The sequence below is a fragment of the Shinella sp. M27 genome, assembly GCF_049199905.1.
Taxonomy (GTDB): Bacteria; Pseudomonadota; Alphaproteobacteria; order Rhizobiales; family Rhizobiaceae; genus Shinella.
On the sequence record NZ_JBLZPK010000081.1, the window covers coordinates 1 to 1,831 of the forward strand.

General features: G+C 49.8%; 1 protein-coding gene. It reads left to right on the top strand.

Annotated features, from left to right (window positions below):
* Positions 1 to 132 precede the first annotated feature (132 nt).
* A partial coding sequence (locus ACOZK4_RS27170) for a hypothetical protein (RefSeq protein WP_421594737.1) occupies positions 133 to 1,831 on the top strand: 1,699 nt, incomplete at its 3' end.

Sequence of the window (1,831 nt, forward strand, 5' to 3'; positions counted from 1 at the left end):
CCGCGCGTGGCTGTTGACAGTTTTTTGGGGTGCGACTACCTGCTGTGCCTACTTGTCATGGTCCGAAGGATGCCCGCCCCTGAGGGTGCGAGAAATCATCGTCAAACATTCCAAATGCACGAGAGCCCGTGAATGCTGACTGCTATTATTACATATAATGGAAACGAGACGGCATTCCTGGCTACGGCCAAATTGTTTTACAAGCAGAAGATCAGTCCGGCGGCGCCCCGCAAAGTGTCAGACCTACCCCAATTGATTGTGCTTGATAAAACCGGAGAGGCGCACAGTCATGTGAATACTGCCGCATTTCTGAAAAAGCATGCGCATCTTTATCTTGATGCATCGCGCATCAATCTGGCGCAAGCCTCCAATATCGCGGTAAGTCGGGCAACTGGATTGTTTTCAGTTTTCCTAAACTCCGGGGACATATTTTCCACATCGGCATTGGAGCTGATGTTTAATTATTTGAATAAGAATTCCGAAGAATTCCTTTTTACATGCCCAAATGTCAGCTATTATTCCATAAACCAAAAAAAATATACACCTCATTTCCCCCCGGCTACACCGGTTGCCATTGATCTGGAGACGCACCCTGCCTTGGTGCCGGTGGTATTCCACGGCATTCTCCTGAAGACCTCAACGCTGCAGGAAAACGCCTTCGACGAAAGCCTGCCCCATGATTACGGCCTGCATCTGATCTGCCGCCTCCTGCAGAGGCAGCCGAAATTTGCCTGGATCAAGAAGGCTACATTCAAGGCCTCAGACTCGCTGGAAGCGCCAGACACTGCGTCGCACTCCGCAATGGACAAAGAGTGGTATTGGAAAAACGCTGCCGATTTCCTTCTGCAGCTGATGCAGTCAAACCTGCGTACCGACCTGCTCGCTTCGCGCGGAGTGCCTGTATATCTGCAATATTTGGCCAGCTATCAATTGAAAGGGCGCTTCCGACTGAACGCCAACAATGCCACCAAACATGTCATCGACGATGAGGTGGATGATTATTTCCGGCTATGCAAACAGATTTTGCAACATATCGAACCCGATGTACTGCTGACGGCCAACAAGACATTCGCCCTGCCGCAGGACTTGAAGGACCTGTTTTTCCGCCTGAAATATGATCAACGGGAAAGCTGCAAAGACGATGGCGCAGGATATGCGCCGAATTATTTTACCTACGGTGACCAATCGTATCTCGAGCAGGATGGTGCACTGGTTTACAAAATTTCCGGTATCAATCTGCTGCTGGAACTATTGGAGTTCGATGCACAGCATCTGATCGTTGAAGGCTCGCTGGATAACTATGCCGACTTTAGCCGCTGCAAGCTGAATGCCTTTCTGGATGAGACGCCGATCCCGGTTGAGGAGACATATCGGTATGCCCATACCAAATATTTCGGCAAATCGGTTCATAAGCGATATACGTTCAGATTGAAAATCCCCAAGGACAGCTTTGGGAAATCTCTCAAGCTGGTTTCCTTCGAGGTTGCGCTGCCCACCGGGCAGAGGATCGTGCCTCCCATTATCACCAAACGCTACACATCGAAATTGAGCTCGGCCTTTCCAGGCAGCTATTGGAATGCAGACGGCTATCTCCTGCGCTTCAAAAACAACAAGAAGGCTATCAAGGTCGTCAAGGCAACGCTGTTTAACTCCCTGAAAGCCGAATTCAGGCACATGAAGGGCATGCTCCGTTGGAAGCATAAATCCATCGAGATGTTCAAGCTGCGCTGCCTCTATTGGCTCACGCGCCCCTACTTTAAAAACAAGCGGATCTGGCTCACCTATGACAAGCTCTACAAAGGCGGGGATTGTGGGGAGTATTTTTATAAAT